Origin of the sequence: Sinosporangium siamense, from assembly GCF_016863435.1 — a bacterium.
Lineage (GTDB): Bacteria > Actinomycetota > Actinomycetes > Streptosporangiales > Streptosporangiaceae > Sinosporangium > Sinosporangium siamense.
The window spans coordinates 52,305-72,230 of sequence record NZ_BOOW01000015.1 but is presented as its reverse complement, the minus strand read 5'-3'; the positions used below and the strand labels follow the sequence as shown (position 1 = coordinate 72,230).

At 69.6% G+C, this 19,926-nt stretch carries 18 protein-coding genes; 10 read left to right on the top strand and 8 right to left on the bottom strand.

Annotated elements, in window-relative coordinates:
- Nucleotides 1-2: 2 nt before the first annotated feature.
- A complete protein-coding gene (locus Ssi02_RS12500) occupies nucleotides 3-1,325 on the top strand; it encodes an MFS transporter (protein WP_204025072.1) in 1,323 nt (440 codons plus the stop codon).
- 10 nt (nucleotides 1,326-1,335) lie between these two features.
- On the opposite strand, the gene Ssi02_RS12495 is transcribed toward Ssi02_RS12500, so the two are convergent.
- Complete coding sequence (locus tag Ssi02_RS12495) at nucleotides 1,336-2,934, bottom strand: PucR family transcriptional regulator (RefSeq protein ID WP_204025070.1); 1,599 nt, start codon at nucleotides 2,932-2,934, stop codon at nucleotides 1,336-1,338.
- A gap of 454 nt (nucleotides 2,935-3,388) precedes the next feature.
- Here Ssi02_RS12495 and Ssi02_RS12490 point away from each other — a divergent pair, with 454 nt between their 5' ends.
- From Ssi02_RS12490 to Ssi02_RS12480, 3 genes are all read left to right on the top strand, one after another.
- Complete coding sequence (locus Ssi02_RS12490) at nucleotides 3,389-3,838, top strand: GlcG/HbpS family heme-binding protein (RefSeq protein ID WP_204025068.1); 450 nt, start codon at nucleotides 3,389-3,391, stop codon at nucleotides 3,836-3,838.
- A gap of 81 nt (nucleotides 3,839-3,919) precedes the next feature.
- Nucleotides 3,920-4,660, top strand: a complete 741-nt coding sequence (locus tag Ssi02_RS12485; protein WP_204025067.1) for a YoaK family protein — start codon at nucleotides 3,920-3,922, stop codon at nucleotides 4,658-4,660.
- 19 nt (nucleotides 4,661-4,679) lie between these two features.
- Nucleotides 4,680-5,558: an alpha/beta fold hydrolase gene (locus Ssi02_RS12480; protein WP_204025066.1), complete on the top strand. Its 879-nt coding sequence runs from the start codon at nucleotides 4,680-4,682 to the stop codon at nucleotides 5,556-5,558.
- A 97-nt stretch (nucleotides 5,559-5,655) separates the two neighbouring features.
- Here the strand turns inward: Ssi02_RS12480 and Ssi02_RS12475 are convergent, their stop codons facing one another.
- The 5 genes from Ssi02_RS12475 to Ssi02_RS12455 form a co-directional block, all read right to left on the bottom strand.
- Nucleotides 5,656-6,060 carry a VOC family protein gene (locus Ssi02_RS12475; protein WP_204025065.1) on the bottom strand — a complete coding sequence of 135 codons (405 nt, stop codon included), beginning with the start codon at nucleotides 6,058-6,060 and terminating at the stop codon, nucleotides 5,656-5,658.
- A gap of 74 nt (nucleotides 6,061-6,134) precedes the next feature.
- Nucleotides 6,135-6,542 carry an ester cyclase gene (locus Ssi02_RS12470; RefSeq protein WP_204025057.1) on the bottom strand — a complete coding sequence of 136 codons (408 nt, stop codon included), beginning with the start codon at nucleotides 6,540-6,542 and terminating at the stop codon, nucleotides 6,135-6,137.
- A gap of 164 nt (nucleotides 6,543-6,706) precedes the next feature.
- A complete protein-coding gene (locus tag Ssi02_RS12465) occupies nucleotides 6,707-7,903 on the bottom strand; it encodes a histidine kinase (protein ID WP_239128852.1) in 1,197 nt (398 codons plus the stop codon).
- A gap of 151 nt (nucleotides 7,904-8,054) precedes the next feature.
- Complete coding sequence (locus Ssi02_RS12460) at nucleotides 8,055-8,996, bottom strand: diacylglycerol/lipid kinase family protein (protein WP_239128851.1); 942 nt, start codon at nucleotides 8,994-8,996, stop codon at nucleotides 8,055-8,057.
- A 138-nt stretch (nucleotides 8,997-9,134) separates the two neighbouring features.
- Complete coding sequence (locus Ssi02_RS12455) at nucleotides 9,135-11,918, bottom strand: immune inhibitor A domain-containing protein (RefSeq protein ID WP_239128850.1); 2,784 nt, start codon at nucleotides 11,916-11,918, stop codon at nucleotides 9,135-9,137.
- 296 nt (nucleotides 11,919-12,214) lie between these two features.
- Between Ssi02_RS12455 and Ssi02_RS12450 the strand changes: the two genes are divergently transcribed.
- The 6 genes from Ssi02_RS12450 to Ssi02_RS12425 all read left to right on the top strand — a co-directional run bounded on the left by Ssi02_RS12450 (nucleotide 12,215) and on the right by Ssi02_RS12425 (nucleotide 18,380).
- Nucleotides 12,215-13,582: an FAD-binding oxidoreductase gene (locus Ssi02_RS12450; RefSeq protein ID WP_239128849.1), complete on the top strand. Its 1,368-nt coding sequence runs from the start codon at nucleotides 12,215-12,217 to the stop codon at nucleotides 13,580-13,582.
- Nucleotides 13,583-13,645: 63 nt separating this feature from the next.
- The gene (locus tag Ssi02_RS12445) at nucleotides 13,646-15,391 is read left to right on the top strand and encodes a serine/threonine-protein kinase (RefSeq protein ID WP_239128848.1); all 1,746 of its coding nucleotides are present in this window, start codon (nucleotides 13,646-13,648) and stop codon (nucleotides 15,389-15,391) included.
- A gap of 320 nt (nucleotides 15,392-15,711) precedes the next feature.
- Complete coding sequence (locus tag Ssi02_RS12440) at nucleotides 15,712-16,494, top strand: enoyl-CoA hydratase-related protein (RefSeq protein WP_239128847.1); 783 nt, start codon at nucleotides 15,712-15,714, stop codon at nucleotides 16,492-16,494.
- A gap of 200 nt (nucleotides 16,495-16,694) precedes the next feature.
- Complete coding sequence (locus tag Ssi02_RS12435; RefSeq protein WP_204025050.1) at nucleotides 16,695-16,922, top strand: hypothetical protein; 228 nt, start codon at nucleotides 16,695-16,697, stop codon at nucleotides 16,920-16,922.
- 247 nt (nucleotides 16,923-17,169) lie between these two features.
- Nucleotides 17,170-18,042: a DUF5753 domain-containing protein gene (locus Ssi02_RS12430; protein WP_204025048.1), complete on the top strand. Its 873-nt coding sequence runs from the start codon at nucleotides 17,170-17,172 to the stop codon at nucleotides 18,040-18,042.
- Nucleotides 18,043-18,116: 74 nt separating this feature from the next.
- Entirely contained in the window at nucleotides 18,117-18,380 is a 264-nt protein-coding gene (locus Ssi02_RS12425) for a hypothetical protein (protein ID WP_204025046.1), read from the top strand.
- 101 nt (nucleotides 18,381-18,481) lie between these two features.
- On the opposite strand, the gene Ssi02_RS12420 is transcribed toward Ssi02_RS12425, so the two are convergent.
- Both Ssi02_RS12420 and Ssi02_RS12415 read right to left on the bottom strand, forming a co-directional pair.
- Nucleotides 18,482-18,916: an SRPBCC family protein gene (locus Ssi02_RS12420; protein WP_204025044.1), complete on the bottom strand. Its 435-nt coding sequence runs from the start codon at nucleotides 18,914-18,916 to the stop codon at nucleotides 18,482-18,484.
- 284 nt (nucleotides 18,917-19,200) lie between these two features.
- Nucleotides 19,201-19,836: a TetR/AcrR family transcriptional regulator gene (locus Ssi02_RS12415; protein ID WP_204025042.1), complete on the bottom strand. Its 636-nt coding sequence runs from the start codon at nucleotides 19,834-19,836 to the stop codon at nucleotides 19,201-19,203.
- Nucleotides 19,837-19,926 lie beyond the last annotated feature (90 nt).

Genomic DNA, 19,926 nt, shown 5'->3' with positions numbered 1-19,926 from the left:
TGGTGCCGCTCCTGCTGGCCACCTTCACCGCCACGCTGGCCAGTAACATCGTCAACGTTCCGATGCCCCTGCTCATCGGCGACCTGGACGTGTCGCTCGCGGCGGGATCACTGGTCATCACGGCATTCACGTTGCCCTTCGCGGTGCTACTGCCGATCGCGGGATGGCTGGGTGACCGCGTAGGGCACCGCCGGCTCTTCTGCCTCGCACTACTCGTTCTGGGAGCCGGCTCGGCCGCCGCCGCCGCGGCGCCCGCCTTGCCGCTCCTGGTCGCCTGCAGAGTCGTGCAGGGTGTGGCCACGGCGGCGATCCTGCCCACGGTCATGGCCTTGATCAGCGAGGGCGCCGACGGGCCTCGCCGTGGCCGGGCGCTGGCGGCGTGGGCCGCGGCGAACGGCCTCGGCCAGGCGGCCAGTCCCGCCCTCGGCGGCGTCCTCGCGGCCTGGTTCGGCTGGCGGGCGGTGTTCTGGCCCGTCGCACTCCTGTCCCTCGCCGGGCTGGTGCTCGCCTTCGCGCTCCTGCCGAAGAGCCGGCCGCGTGCGATTCCGCTGGAATGGGCCGGGGCGACACTCCTCACGCTTACCTCGTTTCTCGCACTCGGCACCATGTCGGCGGCCGCCGCGGTGGGAACACGATCACCTGCCGTGTGGGCGGGGGCGTTCCTCGCAGTGCTGACACTCGTGGTGTTCGTGGTGGTCGAACGCCGCCACGCCGAGCCGTTCCTCCCCCCGCGCCTCGTCGTGGAGTCCCGCTACCTACGCTCATGTCTGGCCGTCTCAGCTCAGATGTTCTGCCTGGGTGCGACCCTGCTGGCGATGCCGCTCTACCTGATAGGCGAGCACGGCGTCAGCGCCCAGGCGACGGGGGCGATGATGCTGGGCGTTCCCCTGGCCATGGTGGTGCTCGCCCCTGTCGCGGGCGTCACGCTGGAGCGTGCGGGCGCCAGATTCGCACTTCGCCTGGGGCTGGTGATCCTGATCGCCGGTCAGGTCCTCTCCGCCGTCGTCCTCAGCACCGCGGAGCCTCACCTGCCCCTGCTCATGGGCGCACTCGTGACCGTCGGCGCCGGCATCGCCTTCGTGCAGACCCCGGCGGCGATAGGCGCGACGCGCTCACGCGCCGGCCGGCTCGGGGCCGGACTCGGCCTGTTCAACCTGACGAGATTCGGCGGGGCGGTGCTGGGTACGGCATGGGCCGCCGGCGTGATCGATCGAGCACCCGCGTTCGGCCTTGTTTTCCTCGCGGGCGCCGCTGTGGCGGTCGCCGGGCTGCTGGGCTCGTTCGCCGGCCCCGATCCGGCGGCGGACGGCGAGCAAACCGTCTAGCTCCCCCGGATCACGGATGGTCGTCACCCGGCGGAGCGAGTTCGTCGGACATGGTGCCCGTCACCGAGGCCAGGATGTCGATGTGGTGGGCGAGCCACACCATGAACTGAGTGTCGGCCAGCCGGATGTCCATGCGGAGTGCGCGCGAAGCCCGCTCCAGCTTGTACAACATCGTGTTGCGATGGAGATTCAGGCTGCGCGCCGCGGCGTTCAGATTGCCCGACGCCTTGATGTAGGCGAGCACGATCTGTTCCAGGTCACCGGTCTGGCTGCGCACCCGGCGGAGCGCTCCCAGCGTCTCGCGCGCGAACGCCCTCCCCTCGTCGCTCGCGGCCACGTCTTTGATCGCGGCGAAGATGCGGAGGTCGCCGTAGCCGCAGACCGGCGCCGCCCCCGTGCGGCGGGCGAGCCCCATGGCCACCTGCGCCTCGTAGTAGCCCGCCGCGACTCCTTGCGCGCCATGCCCGGACTGGCCATAGGTGATGCGCAGATCCTCTCCGGTCTTGCCGCGCAGTGCCCGGTGAAGCTGGTGGGCATATTGCGCGACGGCAGGCTGCTCCCGCAGCGAGTCCCGCAGCTCCGCCGGCGACTTCGGGAGCCGCAGGATGACCACGATGGAGGTGCCGACCGGCGCGGCGAGTGTCCTGCGCTCATCCGGAGGTTCGATCGCGTGAATGATCCGCATCATGGCTGACATGTAGCCCGGATCACGGCGCCCCACGGTCAGCGCGGCCGCGGTGACCACGTACACCGCGTAGGACCGATCGACGTCGAACCTGTGGTGGCGGGCCCGGGCCTGCAGTTCGTATTGATCGGCGAAGCGCCTGTGGATCAGGCAGTCGACGAAGTCGCCCCGGGCGCGTTCCTCCGCGACCTCGATGGAATGTAAGCGGAGCATCTCAGAGCCGGTCAGCGTCGCCCCATGCTCTGCTATCACGCGCTGGTGAGCCAGGTCGTGATCGTCGAGTGGCCCTGACGGCTCGATGAGGAGCAGCCACCCGTAGAGCTCTCCGCCGAACACGATCGCGGCGCCCAGCGCACGGACCGGCCGCTCTGCGCCGTCTGCGGCGAACTCCCGCGCCGGCTGCTCGGAGACGAGCTCCAGCTCGAACGGTCCGGTGCCGGCCCACGACCCGCCGCGGAGCGACGCGAGGTTCTCGGTGAGCAACCGCCCGGCCTCGGCCGCCTTCTTCGCGGAGCCGAACCCCGAGGCGGCCAGGAGCTCACCACTCGCGGCGACCACCATGACCGGGCAGTGCGACAGGCCGGTGATGGCCCTCGCCATCGCGGGAATGCCCGATCCCCGGGCCAGCACCTCCGCCAGAGCCCGGTGCACGTGATCGCCGTATTGAAGAACGTGCGACGTCTGGGCCAGCGTCTTCCCCGCCACCAGCCGGCTGACCGTCCGGTAGTCGGCTTCCGGGCGGAGCTCGATGATCGGCACCCCCGCCTTGCCCGCCGCCCGCGCCGCGACGGTGAGGTCTGGCGCCGCCTCGCCCGGAGGCGGCCAGACGAGCAATGCCGAGGCATGGAGCCTGGCGAGATCTTTGATAAGCGTCTCTGTTTGGGCGGGAGAGGTGAATGCCGTGGCCGGTGCGTGAACGGCCACACCTGAGAGGTCGGAAGAGAAATGAAGCTCGGAGAGCGGAAGACACCATGTGACCATTCGGTCAAGCTCAGCGCGGCCAGCCACCACGCGACCGTGTAGCAGCGGTTCGGTAAGCAGAACTCGGATGGTTACGCCTGCGTCGTCGTTTGGGGCCACACCTAGAGGATCATGTGCCATCTGCCCAAATCCCATCATGATCGTTCGGTAGATTGTACATTGCCCCAGCTGAGCATCCACGCGGACACTGGGTGACGGTCACCTGAAGCTTTCGCCGGCCCTCGGCACCCAAGCTTCCACATCGGCCACACTTTATTTTCCGGACGCCGTTTCAGCAATACATCGGGATCGGTTCCTTAAAAAGGGAAACACAGCATCGGCCCGACAATCTTTCTATTGCCGGCCACCCACCGCAATAGGCCTGGTGAATCCACATTAATTCCTTCAGGGAGGCGAAATGTATTCCATATATCGGCTGACGCTGGAAGACGCCTTGATCATGCTCGAGGCCGCTGCGCAGGAGGCCGGTCGCATCGGCGTGAAGCAAACGATATGCATCGCCGACGACGGCGCTCACCCCATCGCGCTGCACCGGATGACAGGCGCTCGGCTCACCGGGGTCGACATCGCGATCGCCAAGGCGTTCACCGCCGCGGGCCACCAGCGTGACACCCACAAGTTCAACGAACCGCCGGACGGACCCGCCCTGCCGGGCAACGAGGCCTTCGGCATCAGTCACATGCACCCGGGCAAGTTCGCCGTTTTCGTTGGCGGATTTCCCATCGTGCACGAGGGCCAGGTGATCGGTGCCGTGGGCGTGAGCGGCGGCAACGGCGAACAGGACAAAGCTGTCGGTGCGGCGGCCCTGGCCGCCTTCCGCGAGAAAGTGGTGCCGGCATCAGCGTGAGGCACCGGCATGACACGCGCCGCCGGAACTCGGTGCTCACCGGCGGCACCGCACCCTGTTCACGCGGTCTTGGAGTGACCGGTGACGGCGGAGGTTGAGAATCGCCCGCCTCCGGGCAGCGTGGCGGTCAGGCGGGCCCGGCTGCGGGCCGGTCTGCTCGTGGCTCTGACATTCGGGGCCGGCGCGACCGACATCGTCGGCTTTCTCGGTCTAAATCAAGTGTTCACCGCCAATATGACGGGCAACATCGTGCTCCTGGGGCTGGCCGCGAGCCAGGCGCAGTGGTTCGAGTTCGCCCTGTGCGCCGCCGCCACGCTGGCGTTCGCCGCCGGGCTTCTCGGCGGCTTTCTGGCCATCGGGCAGAGCGACCTGCAGGGAATGTGGCCGTCCCGCGTGACAGCGGCCCTCGGTGCCGACCTCGTGCTGCAGGCGGCGTTCTGGGTCGGGTGGGCGCTCAACGACGCTCAGCCACGTGGATACATGATCTTGATTCTCGTGGTCCTGTCGTCGGCGGCGATGGGTGTGCAGACGGCGGCGGCACGCCGGCTCGCCGTCGCGGGTGTCACCACCACCTTCGTCACCGGCACGATGACCTCGGTCATGGCCGGTCTCGCCGCGAAACACGGCGAAGCCACACTGCTGCGCACCGTGGTCATCGTGAGTTTGGCGGCCGGCGCCGCCGTCGCGGGGGCGCTGTTCGCCGTCGCCCCGCTCGGCGCCGCACTGATCGGGCCGCTCAGTGTCGCCGTCGTCATTGGCATGGCACGCCTCGCCCGACTGCATCGCGCTCCAGACCTGGCGGAGTCAGCCATATCTCATTGAGAACCGCAAGAAGGACCACGTGCTGCAACACGTTCACTGCACTGACGCCGAACTGTACGTCGAGATCACCGGGACAGGCCGTCCCGTGGTGCTCGTGCACGGATCATGGGACGACCACCGGTCCTGGGACCGGGTAGTGCCGCTCCTGAGCCCTCACTGTCAGGTCGTCGGCTACGACAGGCGCGGCCACAGCAAGAGCACCCGCCCTCCCGGACAGGGGAGCATTCGTGAGGATGCCCGGGACCTGGCCTGCCTGATCTCCGAACTGGCACTCGACCGGCCTCTTGTCGTGGGGCATTCGTACGGTTCGTGCGTGGCGCTGCTGTTCGGTGCCGGACATCCCGAGCTCACGAGCGGGCTCGTCATCCATGAACCACCGCTGTTCGCCCTCCTGACCGCGGACGAATCCACCCGGCACCTCGCCACGACGGCGTCAGCCGAGATGAAGATCGCGGCGGAACTGCTGTCGCAGGGGTTCCTCGCCGAGGGTGCACACCACTTTGTGGAAAAGGTCGGCTTCGGCCCGGGAACCTGGACGGGCCTCTTCACTGAGGAGATGCGCCGCACATGTGTCGCGAACGCCGACACCTGGCTCGACCAATATCGTGACCCCGACCGGCTGGCCATCCGGCCCGAGATCCTCACCGGCTTCCCCCACCCCATCCTGATCACCTACGGCGACGCGGGCCCCCCGGCCTACAAGCCCGTGGTCGACCTGCTCACCGCCGAGCTTCCTCAGGCGCAAGGGCGGCTCATCCCGGGAGCCGGACACGCTCCGCACCTGAGTCACCCCGCGCGGCTGGCCGAGGTGATCGTTTCGGCTCTCGGCGCGACCGCTTCGCCGTACACCGGGAACGGCCTCACGTTCCCCGCCAGGAAGCCCGGGGAGGGGACGTGAGGCCGGCCTCCGGCTTCGCCGTACCTCGCCCAGGGGCATCCGGGATCGCATGCAGGAGGCGAGCGCCGCCCGGACGAGGCCGGCGTCACCCGGGGCGTCAGTGGTGGGTGGTGCTGGTGACCTCGCCCTTCCAGTCGACGAGCTGCACGATGACGCCGTTGGGGTCGCGCACCTGGAAGGCGCGCTCGCCCCACGGCTCGGGGGTGAGGGGCATGGTGATGGTGACTCCTTCCGCTTCGAGGCGGGCGAGCTCGCCTTCGAGGTCGTCGACCTCGAAGGCGAGGATGAGGCCTCGGGCGTGATCGTCACGCTGGTCGGCGGGGAGGGAGGAGAGGCCCCGGCGGAGGAACACGACGTTCATCCCGGAGTCCTCCCGCGACAACGAGGCGAAGCCCGCGGGGTCGGCGGCCTGCTCCGTGAAGCCGAAGTGCTTCGTGAGGAACGCGCTGGAGGCCGCGACATCCTCGACGTTGAGAGAGACGGCGGACGCGGAGATGCGCAAGGGAACTCCTTTGTATGGTGCAACCAACTCCGTACACAGTACATTATACAGCGTACAGAGTAAAGCGGTTCCCCTCAGACCATCTCGGGCCGGTGGCCGAGCTGGGTCAGCAGGTCCATCTGGTCGTAGTACTCGCGCAGGCTCACGATGACCCCGTCCTCGACCGTGCCCACGTAGCAGATCCGCAGCCGCAGGGCCCGGCCCGTAGGCGGGATGACGGCGCCCGCCACCAGGTAGGGGCCGGTGTGGGTGGCCGTGACCGACACCTCGCAGACCGCCGTGTCTCCCCTCGTCGCCTCCGCGGACGCCTCCTCCGCCGCGAGAGCGTCGGGAAACGCCTCCCAGAACAGGGCGACGTAGGAGCTGAACTCCTCATGGCCCTGGGCGACCCCCTCAGGGCTGGTGACCACCACCGCGGGACTGAGCGCGCTCATGACCTTGTCCATGTCCTTGGCGCGGAACCCGCCGATCATTCTGTCCATGGCTTCGCGTGCCTGGCCCATCGTCTTCCCCCGATGACTTCACGGGACCGCCGACACCCCCGTGACGGCCCCTGAAGGTGCGATCGCACAGACCTTCACCCCCTAAACCTCATCAAAGCACCTCCCGCGCGGGCACCTTCCAGACGGGCGCAGGACCACAGGTCTCAGCGGGCGGAGGCGTTGGGGTGGTACTTCGGGAGGCGGATGTTGACCTTGGTGCCGGCGCCGAGCGCGGTCTCCACGACCAGGCCGTATTCGTGGCCGTAGACCTGGCGCAGGCGTTCGTCGACGTTGGCGAGGCCGACGCCGCCCTGCTCCGAGCGCTCGGCGACGTCGCCGGCGAGGATGCGCTTGAGCCGCTCGGGGTCCATGCCGAGGCCGTCGTCCTCGACGCTGATGCGGCACTCGGCGCCGGCGTCCTCGGCCAGGATGGTGACGCGGCCGCTGCGGGCCTCGGTTTCCAGGCCGTGGCGTACGGCGTTTTCGACCAGCGGCTGGAGGCACAGGAAGGGTACGGCGACGCCGAGCACCTCGGGGGCGATCCGCAAGGTGACCTGGAGGTGATCGCCGAAGCGGGCCCGCTCCAGGGTGAGGTAGTGGTCGATGGAGCGCAGTTCCTCGGCGAGGGTCGTGAAGTCGCCGTGTTTGCCGAAGGAATAGCGGGTGAAGTCGGCGAACTCCAGGAGGAGCTCGCGGGCCCGCTCGGGGTCGGTGCGGGTGAAGGAGGCGATGGTGGTGAGGGAGTTGTAGATGAAGTGCGGGGAGATCTGGGCGCGCAGGGCGCGCACCTCGGCCTCGATGAGCAGGGTGCGCGACCGATCGAGCTCGGCGAGTTCGAGCTGGGAGCTGACCCAGCCCGCGACCTCCTCGGCGGCGCGCACGAGCCCGGCGGAGGCGTGGGTGCCGTAGGCCGCGAGGGTGCCGACGATGCGGCCGTCGGTGGTGAGGGGCACGACGACGGCGAAGATGATGGGGCAGCCCGGCCGGCCGCAGGAGACGGCGCCGGGGCCCACGACCTGGGTGCGGCCGTGTTCCAGGGTGTGTTTGACGTGGTCGAACACCTGGCGGGCGTGGTGGTCGCCGACACCGTCGTAGACGAGGAGGCGTTCGTCGTCGGTGATCGCGAGCGCGGGTGAGCCGAGCAGGTGGCGCAGGTGTTTGACGGCCTTCTCGGCGCCGGTCTGCGACAACCCGGCGCGCAGCGGCGGCGCGGCAAGGGAGGCGGTGTGCAGGGTTTCGAAGGTGGCGCGCTCGGCGGGTCCGCCGCCGAGCTCACGCCGCCCGTGCCACATGCGCCACAGCACCAGGGCGGGGATCAATATGAGGGCGGCGGCCAGGAGAACGGCGGCAAGCGGCTCCACGAGCCGCGAGCATACCCGCCCGACGCCTTTACAAAGTAGATCTCATTCGGGCAGGCTCGGCGAAACCGGACAATCGGACAGGGGACAAATCAAGGGCCGGCCTGGCTCCGCCGTACGAAACCCTTACTGCTCGCGTGTCCACCCATGTCGATCATGTGTCCACGAAGTCTGAAGGCACCATGACCCGCAGCCCGTTGGCCTCGGCGCGCAGGGTGACCGGGGTGCGCACGAGCACCTCGCCGTCGACCTCGGCCGCCATGCCGGACGGCACGGTGTCCAGCACCATCTCCCGCCCCACCACGAACGGCCCGCCGGCGAGACTGCGCCAGCGGCCCGTGGTCGCCCGCACCATGGTCTCCAGCAGCAGCCGGAGCCGCTTGCCCGACCCGAGCTGATAGGCCACCAGCTTGCGGTCGTCGATGCTGATGTCCTTGGCGATCTGCCACCCGCCCTGGAAACGCCCGTTGGCGATGTTGAGCTGGTGGGTGAGCAGCTCGTGGCGGCGGCCGTCGACCGTGAGCACCACCCGGAAGGGACGGTGGCCCGGCAGCACCGTGAAGGCGGTCAGCGGGTAGGCCGCGCGGCCGAGCAGCCGCTTCAGCCACGGCCGCACCCGGGCGGCGACCTCGGCGGACACGCCCACGCTTGAGAGGTTGGCGAAGGTGAAGTCACCCGCGAGGCCGAGGTCGACGTCGGCCACCTTGCCGTCGCTGAACACGCGCACGGCGCCGGCCACGTCGAGCGGGAGGGCGAGGCTGCGGGCGAAGTTGTTGGTGGTGCCGAGGGGGATCACGCCGAGGGCCACGTCGCGGTGGGCGACATATTTGACCGCGGTGGACAGGGTGCCGTCGCCCCCGCCGACGATGAGCAGATCGGGTTCGAGGGCGAGGGCGGCGTCCAGGGCCTTGCGCAGCCGCGTGGTGTCGGTCACGGCGAACGTGCCGATCGGACGGAAGCCTGCGTCTCTGAGCTGTGCGGCCACCTCGGGGAATCTTCTGCGGCCCCGCCGGGAGTGTGTGTTCACCACGAGCGCCACCCGGCGCTCCCTGAGGATCGCCTTGGTGTGGTCGGCTTTGCTGCGCAGTTCGGTCACGCTGCTCCCGTCTATGGCTGCCTCGTCCCGCCGTCGGCCGTGGGTGGCTCACATCGTATGGCCACCGCGGGACCGCCCAACGGCGGGCGGCCACCCCGGGAACGCCGGGGTGACCGCGGGAACAGCCGAAAGCAGGGCTTACCTGGGCTGCGGCGTGACGTACACGACAGCGCCGAGGTTGCCGGGCAGCGGCTTGATCAGCTTGAACTTGACGCCGAGGGCGCGGCCTTCGTCGCCGGGGTTGCCGGTGCCGAGCTTGTGGCCGTGGCCCATGTCGGTGCCGTAGTGGCCCGTGGCGGGAGTGCCGTCCACGTTGACGACCCGGGTGCTGTACGGAGTGTCCCCCTTGGCGGGGATCACCGCCGAGGCGTCGAAGTCGCGGTAGCCGACCTGGCCGTCGCGCACCTCCATACCCGGCACCCAGCCCTTGGCGTCGGTGAACTCCCGGACACCGGGGAGCCTGGGCAGGTCGGTGCAGTATTCGCTGAACGGCTCGTTCGGCGCCTCCAGGCACTCGCGGAAGGCATGGGTACGGCCGAAGCCGAACGCGGCGTTGGAGCTCTGCACCCGCCCGCCGATGTTCTTGCGCAGGCTCGGGTCCTTGCCGGCCGCGACGCCGGCGCGGCGCAGCGGGTCGAAGTGGGAGTCGACGAGGAGCAGGTTGCCCTTGGCGCCGAGGCTCGGCGACGCCTCGAGGTTCCCGAGCACGTTGTTGTTGGTGTAGGTCGAGTCGCGGTACCAGACCAGCAGGCCGGGCGCGTTGTACTTCAGCTTCTCGACCTTCCACGCCCCGTCCCTGGAGTAGGACGTGTCGTAGGCGTGGGCGAGGCCCTTGTCGAAGCCGTCGAGGTTGCGCCACTCGGCGAGGTAGAGGCGCTGGATGGTGCGGGAGCCGTCGTTGACGCCCCAGCCCTCGCCGCTTGTGCCGGCGAAGGTGCCGCCGCTGGCGGTCCAGCCCGCCGCGCCGGACTCGACGTCGTCGCTCCACACGGTGGCGCCGCCGCTCGTGACGGAGAAGTCGTCGGCGTGCCATCCGCGCGGGGTGTAGGCCGCGTCGGTGGCGTAGCGCAGGCGCAGCTTGATTGTCTGACCGGCGTAGGGGGTGAGGTCGACGTAGTCGTGCCGCCAGCCGGGGGTGGTGCCGGTCAGGCCGTACTTCTTGTCGCCGTAGTCCTTGAGGCGCTTGTTGGGGTCGGCGTAGTCGTCGCCCGTGGACACCGGGGCGCCGGCCTGGTCGAAGACCTTCTGCTCCCGCCAGGTCGCGCCGCCGTCGGTGGACACCTCGATGAAGCCGTAGTCCCAGTCGGCCTCGATGTCGTAGTTGTTCCACAGCCAGAAACGTGCGTCGGGCCCGGCCGGCACGGCGATGTCCCTGGCCAGCTTGACGTCGGCCCACTCCTGGTCGAGGTTGGACCACCAGGTCTTGGTGCCGCTGTGCGGCTGGACCATGCGCACCGGCTCGGTCGCGAGGTTGACGCGCACGCCGTCCTCGGTCCTCTTCGGGGTGCGCGAGGTCTGCCCGACGAGCACCGGGCGGGCCCGGTCACCGGGGTTGAAGACCTTCGGATCGGCCCAGCCGAGCACCCACTTGCCCCACAGGCCCATGTGGACCGGCATCGACTGGAAGATCGGGCCGCTGTGGGAGCCGCTGGACATCAGGTCCCAGAAGTCCACGGCGGACTCCGCCGTACCCGAGGTGTCGTAGAGGTCGGGCAGGCCGAGGTCGTGGCCGTATTCGTGGGCGAAGACGCCGACGCCGGAGTCCTCGGGCTGCACGATGTAGTTGGAGATCTTCAGGTTGGTGCCAGGCACCGTGTAGCCGCCGGTCACGGCGCTGGAGTGGGCCCAGACGGCGTAGGTGCCCTCGGCGCCGCCGCCGGCGGACTTGTCCTTGCCGGAGTGCACCAGCACGAGGTGGTCGATGACACCGTCGGGCTCGGCGCGGTTGCCGTCCTGGTCGGCGTCGGAGGTGTCCTCGACGTCGTAGTCCGCCCACGGGAAGTCGGGCCGCTGGGCGGCGAGCACGTCGACGGCGTCGATCGCGAGCTGGGCGGCGCCGCGCGGGTTGCTCGGGTGGCCGCTCATGTCCTGCGGGATGTTGCCGCACTTGCCGGCGCCGTACCACGCCTCGGAGTGGGGGACCTTGAGCCAGCCGACGGCCTCGCCGGTGACGGAGTAGGCGCCCTTGGACATCTCCTCGTACATCGCCTTCATCGTGTAGCCGGAGATGTCGATGCCGGGCTTGCCGTCGCGGCCGCGCAGGTCGGTGCGGACCCGGGTGGTGATGCCCTTGTCGCTGTAGAGCATGTCGTTGAAGTGCTTGGGGCTGAAGTCCGGCACCCACATCGAGTTGTTGTCCGGACGGGGGGCGTTCGCCGGGTTGGGGATGCGGTTGTGCAGGGGGCCGTTCTTGACCGTGCCGGCGGGCTCGGTCACGCAGTCTCCGGCCGCGGCGTCGACGCTCCTCGGACGGCTGAAGCCGGAGAAGTCGTCGTTCGCCTGGTCGTTGAACTCGACGAGGAGTGTCAGCAGCTTGGCCGTCTGCCGGCGCGGGGTCTGCTTGAAGATGAAGTCGGCCGGGTTGCTCCCGGTCCTCAGCGCCCGCTGCTCGTGCGAGGCGAGCACCCGGGCGGTCGCCGGGTTGCCGCTCGCGAACTTGCGGTCGGCGATCTCCGCCCGGGACAGGCCCTGCGCCTTGGCGTTCTTGCCCGGCGCCGCGGGCTCCTTGACCTCGCGCTCGACCTGGGGCGGCACGTAGTTGATGTAGTAGTCCGCCGCGGCGGGGCGGTAGTCGGCCCGGCCGGAGTCCGTGCCGAGGCCGGCGCCGGCTTCGGGCCCGGCGAAGGCGAGGCCCGTGGTGGCGAGTCCCACTATGGGCAATACGGCGAGAAGGCGCCGCCGTACACCTCGTGCTCTTGACACGAAACTGCCTCCTTCACCCGGTTTCAGCGGGTGACATCGTTGACGCGTCATTTGAGGCGCGTTCGGATGGAAGTGACGCAAACGTCGTGAGATCCGAACCGGGACGTTAGAGGACGGAGTAAAGCTCAAGTAAAGAGAGATGTGGGATGTTGTAAAAACGTAATATTTCTCTGTAAAGGTTGCGCAGTCAGGAAAATCGGGTAGCCCGGCGGCAGAGCGGTTGACCGGCCGGAGCCGCAGGAAGGCCCGCAGGACATCCCCAGGCGGCGCGTGGCCAGGCCGTAAAGTTCGGGGGTGTGACAGCGACTTCCCTCGACGCTCTGCAGCGTCTCCTGCCTGAAGGCATGGTCGTCACCGACCCGGACGTGACCGATTCCTACGCCCGCGACCGCACGTTCTGCGCCCCCGGCACCGCGCTCGGCGTCGTGCTGGCGAGGTCCAGAGAAGACGTGGTGACCACCCTGCGCTGGGCGAGCGAGCACCGGGTGCCCGTTGTGCCGCGCGGCGCCGGCACCGGCCTGGCGGGCGGCGCGACGGCGGTCGAGGGCGGCGTGGTGTTGTCCCTCCACAAGATGACGGCCATCCGCGAGCTCTCCCCCGCAGACGAGATCGCGGTCGTCGAGCCCGGCGTGATCACCGCCGACCTCGACCGCGCCGCCAGGGAACACGGGCTGATGTACGCGCCGGATCCGTCGTCCTACGAGATCTCCACGATCGGCGGCAACCTCGCCACCAACGCCGGCGGGCTGCGCTGCGTGAAATACGGCGTGACCAGGGACTCCACGCTCGGCCTCGAAGTGGTGCTGGCCGACGGGCGGGTGCTGGAGACCGGCCGGCGCACCGTGAAGGGCGTGACGGGCTACGACCTGACCGGCCTGTTCGTCGGCTCCGAGGGCACGCTCGGCGTGATCACCGCGGCGACGGTGCGGCTGCGCCGCGCCCCCCTCGTGCCCCCGGCGACCGTCGCCGCGGAGTTCCCCACGCTGGTGTCGGCGGCCGAGGCCGTGGCCGCCGTCATAGCCGCCGGTTGCCAGCCGTCCCTGCTTGAGCTTTTGGACCGTGCCACGCTCAAGGCCATCGACGACTGGCGCAACATCGGCCTCGACCCCGACACCGCGGCCATGCTGATCGCTCAGTCCGACGCCTCCGACGGGCAGGCGGCGGCCGAGCGGATGGCGGCGCTGTTCGAGGAGAAGGGAGCCTCGTTCGTGGCGGTGTCCTCGACGCCGGAGGAGGCCGAGGAGCTGATCGGCGTACGGCGGCTGGCCTACCAGGCCAAGGAGCGGCTCGGCGCGTGCCTCGTGGAGGACGTGTGCGTGCCTCGGTCGCGCCTGCCCGAGATGATCGCCGCGGTGGAGGCCACGGCGGCCAGGCACGAGGTGCCGATCTTTACGGTGGCCCACGCCGGCGACGGGAATCTGCACCCGGTGTTCGTGTTCGAGCACGGCCTGGCCGAGCCGCCGCCGCACGTGTGGGCGGCGGCCGACGAGGTGTTCCGGGCGGCGCTCGACCTCGGCGGCACACTGACGGGCGAGCACGGGGTGGGCCTGCTCAAGCGGCGCTGGCTCGATCTTGAAACGAGCCCTGTGGCCCGCGAGCTGCAGCATGGAATCAAGCAGGTTTTCGACCCGCTGGGCATTATGAACCCTGGTAAAGCAATCTGAAACTGAAACCGCTGGTAGCGTTCTGCCCCACATGAACCAATTTGGTCCTCACGGGGGGGCACCGTGACAGAGGCACAACCTCTGACGCAGGACGACCCGGTTAGGCTCGGCCCGTTCGAGCTGTCCGGGCGTCTTGGCGCGGGCGGGCAAGGGATCGTCTACCTCGGGCGGGGGCCCGAAGGCGACCTGGTGGCCGTCAAACTACTGCACGCCGGGCTGACATCGGATCAGGAGGCGCGCAGCCGCTTCCTGCAGGAGGCCGCCGTCGCCCAACGTGTCGCACGCTTTTGCACCGCTTCGGTGCTCTACGTCGACGTCGCGGGCGACCAGCCGTACATCGTCAGCGAATACGTCCAGGGACCGTCGCTGCGGCAGCTCGTCGACCGCGAGGGGCCGCGGCGGGGAGCCGCGCTGGAGCGCCTCGCCATCGCGACCGCGACGGCCCTCGGCGCCATCCACCGCGCCGGCATCCTGCACCGCGACTTCAAACCGGCCAACGTGCTGATGGGCCCTGAGGGGCCCGTCGTCATCGACTTCGGCATCGCCAGGGCGCTCGACGCGCCCGGCGCGACCGCGACCGGCATGGCGATGGGCACGCCGTCCTACCTCGCGCCAGAACAACTCGCCGGGGCACCCGTGTCGCCGGCCGCCGACGTGTTCGCGTGGGGCGTCACGATGGTGTTCGCCGCGAACGGCACCCCGGCCTTCGGCCAGGATTCGATCCCGGTCGTGATGAATCGCATCCTCAACCAGGAGCCCGACCTCGGGCGTCTGGAGGGGGCCCTGCGGGCGATCGTGGCCGCCTGCCTGTCCAAGGACCCCGCGCGCCGTCCCACCGCCGACGAGCTCGTGGCGCGCCTCACCGGCCAGCCCACCGCCCCCGTGAGCCCCCCGCCACAACCCGGGCACAAGACGGCGAAGAGCAGACGCGCCGCACCGGCCGGCCCCCCGGAGGCCGCCAAGCCGCGGCGGGACAGGCGCGGCGCACCGCGCACACGCGTGCGGTGGGAGGTGCTGCTGGGCGTGGGCGCCGCCGCGGTCGCCGTCGGGGCGCTGGCGGCGAGCGGACTGGTCTTCAACGGCGTGACGGCGCACCTCACCGGCACCTCCGCCATGGAGCCGCCCGAAACGTCGCAACCCGCGATCCCGCCGCCCGGCGGGGCCGCGAACGGCGCCGTGTCGTCCCTGGACCCCGCAAGACGCCCCTCCGCCTCGCCGTCGGCCAAGGTGAGCAAGACGCCCGTGGCGATCATCGCCGTGCCGGAGGAGGAGCAGCCGCCCGCTTCGAAGCCCAAGCCGTCGTGGCGTCCCAAGCCGACGCGCGCACCCTCGCCGACGGAGTCCTCCGGGCTCAGCCCCGAGGTCCCGATCCCCATCCCGACCGCGACGTCAAAACCGACGGCCTCCAAGCCGCCGCCCAAGCCCACTCCCACACCCCCTAAGCCGACACCGCCCAAGACCACGCCGTCCAAGGGCACACCCAACAAGTTCACGCCCGCGGGGGTGTGCGGGTCCGGCTACAAGGTCATCAACCAGCGGGCGCTCGCCGGGGGCGCGGCCACGATCTACCTGCTCTACCACGGCACGTCCAGGATGAACTGCGTGGTCACCATGGCCACCACGGTCAACGGGACCAAGGTCAAGATGTCCGCGACGCTCAAGGTGAAGTCCGGCGCGACCGGCCAGGACGCCGGCGCTTACGAGTCCTACGCGGGGCCGGTCCGGCTCGCCGCGGCGAAGACCTGCGTCATGTGGGGCGGCGCGTACGGCGCGGCCCAGTGGACCAGCGCCTGGAGCCACTGCGGCTGACCCGGCTCCGCCGTACGGCACCCTTCCCGGGCGCCTGAGCGGCGCGGACGGCACGCCGATGGAACACGGAGCGCACTTGCGGGGCTGTGCCGCGCCCTTCCCGGAGTCGCCGGTGGAACCCCTGGCCGGCGGCCCGGCTCCGGCGGCGGCCAGGACGGTTGGAACGTGACACACCGCCTCCTCCGTCACTGCTGGAAACAGCGCCCCGGCGGGATCCGGCGGGCGGCGGGCGGGTACCGTCCTGCCTGCCGGGGTCTTCGACCCGCCCCCGGCGGCACGGGCGGAGGGGCCACGTCCTCCGCGACGCGAGGAGATGCACTGTGACGCGCCTGGTCCACATGGAGGTCGGCGGCGGAGTCGCCACCCTCACGCTCGACTCCCCCGCCAACCGCAACGCCCTGTCGGTGCGGCTGCTCGGCGACCTCGAGGAGCGGCTGAACCGGGCGCTGGCCGACCGCGGCGTGCGGGTCATCGTGCTGACCGGCGCGGGCCCGGTCTTCTGCTCGGGGGCCGACCTCAAGGAGCAGCGGGTCGAGCGCACCGACGTGGGAGCCGCGCCCGTCACCGCGTCGTTCCCCGAGATCCTCAGCCTCATCTGGGAGAGCCCCAAGCCGGTGGTGTGCCGGCTGAACGGCACCGCCAGGGCGGGCGGGCTCGGCCTCGTGGCGGCGTGCGACTTCGCCGTCGCGCCGGACTCGGCGAAGTTCGCCTTCAGCGAGGTGCGCCTCGGCGTGGCGCCGGCGATGATCGCGGTGCCGGTGCTGCGCAGGATCACGGCACGTGCCGCGGGCGAATACTTCCTCACCGGCGAGTTGTTCGACGCCGCGCGGGGGGTCGAGATCGGCCTGCTGACCCGGGCGGTGCCGGAGGCCGAGCTGGACGCGACGGTGGCGCACTACGTGGACATGCTGCTGCGCGGCGGCCCCGAGGCGCTGGCGATCACAAAGCGGCTGGTGCGGGAGTTGCCCGAGCTGCCGTTCGACGAGGGATTGCGGGAGATGGCGCGGTTGTCGGCGGAACGGTTCACCTCAGCGGAGGGGCAGGAGGGCATCCGGGCGTTCATGGAGAAGCGCCCGGCGGCGTGGATCCCCTTGAATCCCTGAAAACCCCTGCCCGCAGCCGGTTTTTCCCCCGCAACGCTCTCGCAACCCTAGATTGCATACGATTGCGCGCAATTGCGTTGATCACCTCAAATCTCCGTCAATCCCCCGAGCGACAGGATCCAGATGGATCCTGCGGGTGTCGCCGCAGCCGACAGTCGCACGTGGGGACGGCGGAGCTCTCCCAACGGGGAAGGACTGTCATGCGTTTGCGTTTTCTCGCCTCCACCTCCGAAGCGGGCGCCTGCCCGTCGCTCTACGAAACCGACCGGGGCACGATCGTGGTCCAGGGCATGCATGTGACCGATCCGACGACACTCTCCGATCTGCGCGACGTGCTGCCCGGAGAGGCCGCGGTCGAGGTTCCGAGAGAGCTGCTCACGGAGATCGCCCGGCGCGTGTTTGATCAATCGGGTGCTCCAACCACATGACGCTCCAACCCTGTGAGCTGCATGTGAACCCGCGAAGTGCGCGATTCGAAGCGTCTTCCTGAGGGTATTCTCCGAGAACGATCACGATTGCGGGCCCGGCGTGGCACCCCGCATGGGCTGGGTTTAACCTCGTCGAGGCTGTTCCCCACCGCAAGCCCGTCGCCATTGCGCCGGGCCGGGCTCGCGATCCGGGTACGGCACCACAGTTTCGGTTCCGGACACGAGGTCGGGCGGCGCGGAGGAAGTCGTGAGCAGCTTTCAGCAAGCCCGGGTCGATCTGGGCGCGCGGCTCAGACGCCTGCGTGAACACCGCCATCTCTCCGGAAAAGAGCTCGCCAAGCGCGTCGGCTGGCAGGCCTCCAAGGTGTCGCGCATCGAGAACGCCCGGCAGACCGCCACCGAGGAGGACGTGGTCGCCTGGGCTCACGCCGTGCACGCCGGCGAATCCGTCGTGGACGAGCTGGTCGCCCTGGCCGCCGGGCTGCACGAGCGCTCCGACGCCTGGCGCCAGCGGCACCGCGCCGGCCTGGCCGGACTCCAGGAGAACGTCAAAGACGTCGAGGCCCGCACCCGGCTCTTCCGGGTGTTCGAACCCGGTCTCGTGATCGGTCTGCTCCAGACCGCGGAATATGCGCGCAACATCTTCTCCAAGGTCAGGCGGGTCGCGAGCGAGCCGGACGAAATCGACGCCGCCATCCGGGTGCGGATGCAGCGGCAGGAGATCCTCTACGACAGATCACGGACGTTCCGCTTCGTCATGCCCGAGGCCGTGTTGCGCTACCGGCTCGCCCCGGTGGATGTGATGCTCGGACAACTCGATCGATTGCTGGCGGTCGGCACACTTCCCAACGTCGAGTTGGGTATTCTGCCTTTCGACGCGGAGTTGCCCGCCGCACCGGTCGACGGTTTCTGGATTTATGACGAAGGCCTGGTCGGCGTGCCGACGCGCACCAAGGATTTGATGCTGCGCGATCCCGACGACATCGCCTTCTATGCTCGGGCCTTCGACGAGCTGAGCCGATCGGCGGTTTTCGGGGAGGACGCGCGGGCCGTCGTGGTGCACGTAATCGCCGGACTTATCGGCCATGACGAGCAGTCTCACCCGCAATCCTCCGCCTAGGTGCCGCAATTGCTTGCCACTCACCTCAAGATCGTGCAATCCTGTCGCGAGTGCTGACGCGGAGGTGGCATACGATGCTGGACACGGGGTCCTCCCTCGCGCTGTTCGCCGCTGCGGCGCGGCGACACGCCGATCTCACTGTCGATGCCCTCGCTTTGAGCAGTGAGCCGGCTTATGTGAGCATCAGCAATCGATTCAGCAACACGCTGAGCGAGACGGTGACCTGCTGTCCTGAGGGCAATTTCATTACTTCGTGGGGTTACCGGCTGGGCGACGTCGCCAATATCGACGACGCCGCCTCCCGCCTCGCCTACCTTCTGGCGGCCCTGACCCATTGAGTGCGGCCCGCTCCTGGCGCGCTCCATTTGTCCCTTTCGGGCTTTGGCGCCCTTCTGCGAACCCCACCGGGAGTGCGCAGGCCAGCAGGATTTCCAGATTTCTACTGGAAACGTGCTCCTAGGACGACCATGCCGGTGCCGAAGACCACATTGCGCATGAAGTCCTCAAGGTGCCGCTCGGCCTCCGGAGGGCACAGGAACGAGACAGACCACGTGATCGTCGCCCCGCCGCCGGGCGGCGCCGTGTCCACCGCGATCGTCCCGCTCCCCTCTCTCAACGGCAGCGTGGTCTCCACAATCGCGTAGGAATAGCGGCGATCGTCGTCCGAGAACGCGGTCAGCCGCTCCCGCAAGAGCGTGCCGTCGGGCATCGCATAACGCCGCACAGCCCCCACCTCGTCCGGCTCACACCCCTCCTCGATCACGCTGGACGGCATGGCCGGGTGCCAGTCACCGACCCCGTTGAAATCGCGGAGGAAAGCCCACACCGCGTCGGGCTGCGCGGCGACGGTGACTGACGTGGATAACTCAGGCATGACTCTCCCTCGGGCCGCTCGCTCCCGGGCGGCGACCGTGCACGGTGAACCTTCGTCGACGGCGGGCGAATCGCCCGCTCACCTTCAATCCCAGCAGAAGGCTCCGACATTAGAAAGATCACTTAGCGGGGTGGGTATGCCACGCCTCAAGTCAGGGGCCCGCCCCCAGAGGTCCCGGCACTCCCCCGGTTTGCGCCCACCCTGAAGACCACACCCTCACGGGCTCTGCAGCTCGGGCGACCGGAACAGGCACGGTCCAGCCCGATCGGCACGGGCCGGTGCGATCAGGCGGGGAAGGAGGCGGGGTCGAGGCCCGCCTCGCGGGCGGCGGCCACGCGGGCGTGCTCCAGGAGGCGGGCGCGGGACAGGCCGGGCGGCTGCAGCGTGTAGCGGACGATGAGCCCGTCGAGCATCGCGTCGAGCCGCTCGGCGGCGCCGGCCGGGTCGTCGCACACGAACTCGCCGACGGTCACCCCGTGCCTCAGCACCCGCTCAAGCGCGGCGGTCCACGCCGCCTCGAGCTCCAGCACGATCTCGCGCACCGCGGGCTCGCGCACGGCGGAGGTCCAGGCGTCGATCCACAGAATCCAGCTCTGATCGGAGCGCGACTCGGGGATGTAGAACTTGAGCACCCGGTCGAGCCGCTCCACCGCGCTCCCCGGCCCCTCGGTGAGCTCGGCCAGCAGGCCGCTCTCGTGGTCGAGGGTGGCCCGCAGCATCGCGGTGATCAGCTCATCCTTGGTGGCGAAGTGATAGTGGATCAACCCGCCGCTGACGTTGGTGGCCTTGGCGATGTCGGCCACCCGGGTGCTGGCGAGCCCTCGCTCCAGCACCACACGCCGAGCCGCGTCGAGCAGCTCGGCCCGGCGCTGATCCGCCTGGTCGGCCCGGCTGCTCCGGGACCTCTCCGCACTGCGCACCCCCCGAGGATAGCGTTCTGATCCACACCCGGACACCGGCGCCGCAGACCAAGTACGGCTACCGCCCCGCCCGCCGGTCGTCACCCCGGC